The organism is Aminobacter sp. P4_D5, from assembly GCF_056401815.1.
On the sequence record NZ_JBFUIP010000306.1, the window covers coordinates 1 to 3,616 of the forward strand.

Consider the following 3,616-nt stretch of genomic DNA (forward strand, 5'->3'; position numbering starts at 1 on the left):
GGTCTGGTCTTGGTCGGGCGCTATTCCGGGTGGCGGCGGTGCCTACATCGCCACCTGGCCGAGCCTTGGATACACGCCGCTGGCGGTCGTCCAGAACGGTTCGCCGGGGGCGGTATCGGGGTTCTTCCAATACAATTACCCGGCGGCCAGTGTCCCGCGCTTCATTTGTTACCCCTCCGGGCTTTGGCTCCGCAATGGGATCAGTGACCCGCCTGACGGCACGATCTTCAATGTCGTCTATCAGATCTATCGGTTGAGAGCCCAATGAAGCGCGGCAAGATCAAGCTCAATGGGCCGACGCCGATGTTCCGGGTTTCAATGCCCGGCGTCGACGTGGATACGGCGGCATTGCATCAATTCATCGCGCACGAGGACTTCATGTTCTCGCAACCCTACGCGTTTGGCTATGTCCAGTGTCCCTTTATCGGCTTCACTGGCGATGCAACGCAGGACCAATCGGTCGTGGTGGCGGTCCCCAATATCGGCGTCACCCCGATCATCCACATCTTCCCGGTCGATCAAAACAACCAGATAGCGTTCCCCGCACATTTCTCCGAGGGGTCGGGCAGCGCTGGCCGAAACTATCAGATCATCAACTACTTTGTGTCTGGCACTGCGTCTGGCGGCAGCCTCACCATCCGGTTCCAGAAAGGCCTGAACACGGCATTTTCGCCTAATGGCTGCTACTACATCCTGACCCGCAGCGCGAATGTTGCGGGTGTGCCAGGGCCGGGCGCTTCCGGCCCGCGCGTGCGCATCAACAAGGACGGCATCAAGATCGCCCGTCCCGGTTACAGCGTCGACACGGCGTCAGAGGCAAATCTGTATTTCTCCTCCAGCGGCATTGCGGCGCGCGTTTATGAAACTGGGCTTGTGGGCGTCGCTGACTTCGCCGGAACCGGTGGCGATCGATATAAGCGTGCGCGGGTGAACTTCTCGAAGGGGTTCACTCGTCCGCCACCGGTGTTTGCCGCTGGTATTCGATCGGATGGCGGCATTGACGTCACGCCGGTGCGATATTGGGTGGCGAACAACACCTACGGCCGCCAACATCCGCATTACCAGGTGTCCGTCGATACGGCCGGTTTCGACATCATGGTCGTCAAGGACTACGGCTCGAACTTCTATTTAGATGTGCCGACCACTTGGCGGTACTGGGTCTTGGACAACGTCCTCGACACATAGCGGCGGCGAACATCAACTTCAGCCTCTAAGGGCAAATCATGACATCTTCGGTTTATTCGGCCGGCACGGTTTCCGTGTCGAATGGCCTGCCTATTGTGGCAGGCACAGACACTGCTTGGAATGTGGCGCTGGTGACGGGTGGCATGTTCAGCTTCGCTGGGCAGTCGGTGCCGATCATCAGCGTAGAGAGCGACACGTCGCTTACACTGGCCTACCCATGGCCAGGGGCGACGGCGAGCGGTGGCTATGCTATTGCGCGCGAGACCTCAGAGGCCGTGCGCGCGACGTGGATCAACGATCGCCTAGCTCAGATCCTGACCAAGCTATCGCTGGCTGGTATCCATCCCGACGGCGCTGGCACATTGGCCGAGCGCAATGCTTTGTCGCCGGTGCCGGCCGTCGGCTACCTTTGGCTGCGTGTCGAGATCGGCTATGGCCTGGACATCTACAGACGTACGGCATCCGGTTGGGATGGGCCATTTGGCCTCACCGGCCCCGAAGGTCCGGCAGGTGTGTTGCGCTGGATCGAAGCCGGATGGGCGACGGCGACAGCCTACGAGTATAATGATGGCCTGACGCGCAACGGCACGTCCTACCGCTGCTTTGTGGCGCACACTTCAGGCGCGGCCACCGAGCCGGGCGTCGGCGCCAATTGGCAGACGGTTTGGAAGGTCACGGCAGCCAAGGGCGATAGCTTCAGGTTCCGCGGCGCATACAGCGGCGCAACCGCGTATCTGGCCAACGATGTCGTGCGGGACGGTGGGTCAAGCTGGGTCGCATTGCAGCCGACGACAGGCAACGCACCGCCAGCCTTGCCCGCTACGTCAAACGCCTTCTGGGAATTGATGGCTGTGAAGGGCCAGGATGGCACCGGTACGGGCGATGTCGTCGGGCCGGTATCGTCGGTTGACGGACAGCTTGCACTGTTCGACGGCCCTACTGGAAAGCTACTCAAAGGCATGGTCGGTTCGCCTGCGGAAGGAGATATTATGTATCGCGGCGCGTCGAGTTGGGCGCGTTTGCCGAAGGGTGCGGCGGGTCAGTCACTGCGCCAGAATACGGCGTTAACTGCTCCTGAGTGGGGTTTAGCAGTTGTGCCGGGTTACATTTCACTTGGTGCCGACATTGCAAACAGTTCTATCGATCCTACGAATGACATTGACAATCCGCCCTTGTCATGTGCGAGTTCGGACGCACTGCCAATTCTCATGACAATCGCCGCTGGCACCATGCAATTGGACGTTGTGTATGGCACTGGAAACGGTGGCCGTTTTGACGCAGCGATAAGCGATGGCTGGTGGCACTGCTTTGTGATCAGCAACGGGGTCAACGTCTCGCGTGGCATGTCGAAGTCGCTCAACCCAACGACGCAACCGAATTACCCGGCTGGTTACAATCATTACCGGAGAATTGGGTCAGCTAGGCGGCTTGCCGGGGTTTTTGTTCCCTTCGCTCAAGATGGGGACAGGTTTTTATACAAAACACCGGTTGAGGATCGCTCTAGTTCTGCCGCAACGAGTGGTCCAATTGTCATAACTGTTTCCGTTCCAATTGGAATTCAAGTTAATCCAATCATGAGCAATACGCTATATTGCTCAGGTGGGGCAAACGTTATTGTAAGAATAGGGGGTGCAAATATAGGCAATGCTGCGTTTGCGTGGCAGCAAATCGCATCCCCCGGCTCAGCAATCACCGGTAGCGAAAACGATATTGTATTAATAGACGGAACATTTATTACGAACACAAGTGGTCAGCTTTGGTATGAAGTACAGTTGTACTCGCCAACACTAGCCACCAATAAGCTGATTACTTGGGGTTATCACGATAAACGAGGGAGGGCAGCATGAGCCGGTTTGTAGAGCGCGTTGCTGGCAAGATCATCGCGGATTACGCGAACTTCCAGGCAGAATACGCTGAGGAAGAAATCTCCGAAGATCACCCCGAATTTGTGGCCTACCGCAATCCGCCGGCTACCGTACCTTCCCAAGTCTCACCCGCGCAGGCTGAGATCGCGCTGTATCGCTACGATGACGGGGTGTTGCTCGGGCGGATTAATGCCTTGATCGACGCGTACCCGTATGAGCCTGTCCGCATCTGGTGGCGCAAGGCGACGTATATCGCTCGCGACCACCCGTACCTGCAGGCGGTTGCCCTTGAGCTTGGGCTTTCCGAAGAGACGGTGGATGCGTTGTTTGTGACGGCGAATGCGATCTAGCCGCGCCGGCGTCCTGCCGGTCGCCCGCTGACGCCTGCGTCTGACTTGGATGACCGGAAACGGGGCCCTAGTACCCGAGCTGCCACAGAATAGCGCTCGCCGTGGCAAATGTGACGGCGACAAAAAGCCAGTCGGCCCAGTTCATTTGATACCTCGCTACAGGCCAACCAACCACAATATGGCACTGGCCACGGCGACGAGCGCCACGACGAAAAC

At 58.4% G+C, this 3,616-nt stretch carries 4 protein-coding genes; all 4 read left to right on the forward strand.

Annotated features, from left to right (window positions below; translation table 11 throughout):
- A partial coding sequence (locus AC1DWF_RS31045; RefSeq protein WP_476842482.1) for a hypothetical protein occupies window positions 1–268 on the forward strand: 268 nt, incomplete at its 5' end.
- Entirely contained in the window at window positions 265–1,185 is a 921-nt protein-coding gene (locus tag AC1DWF_RS31050) for a hypothetical protein (RefSeq protein ID WP_476785819.1), read from the forward strand. The genes AC1DWF_RS31045 and AC1DWF_RS31050, both read left to right, overlap by 4 nt.
- A 38-nt stretch (window positions 1,186–1,223) precedes the next feature.
- A complete protein-coding gene (locus AC1DWF_RS31055; RefSeq protein WP_476785820.1) occupies window positions 1,224–3,032 on the forward strand; it encodes a hypothetical protein in 1,809 nt (602 codons plus the stop codon).
- A complete protein-coding gene (locus AC1DWF_RS31060) occupies window positions 3,029–3,400 on the forward strand; it encodes a hypothetical protein (protein ID WP_476785821.1) in 372 nt (123 codons plus the stop codon). The genes AC1DWF_RS31055 and AC1DWF_RS31060 overlap by 4 nt, the downstream gene beginning before the upstream one ends.
- Window positions 3,401–3,616 lie beyond the last annotated feature (216 nt).

Excerpts from the sequence above, each read along its gene's own strand:
- AC1DWF_RS31050 (WP_476785819.1), top strand. The coding sequence starts at position 265 with ATGAAGCGCGGCAAGATCAAGCTCAATGGGCCGACGCCGATGTTCCGG.
- AC1DWF_RS31055 (WP_476785820.1), top strand. The coding sequence starts at position 1,224 with ATGACATCTTCGGTTTATTCGGCCGGCACGGTTTCCGTGTCGAATGGC.
- AC1DWF_RS31060 (WP_476785821.1), top strand. The coding sequence starts at position 3,029 with ATGAGCCGGTTTGTAGAGCGCGTTGCTGGCAAGATCATCGCGGATTAC.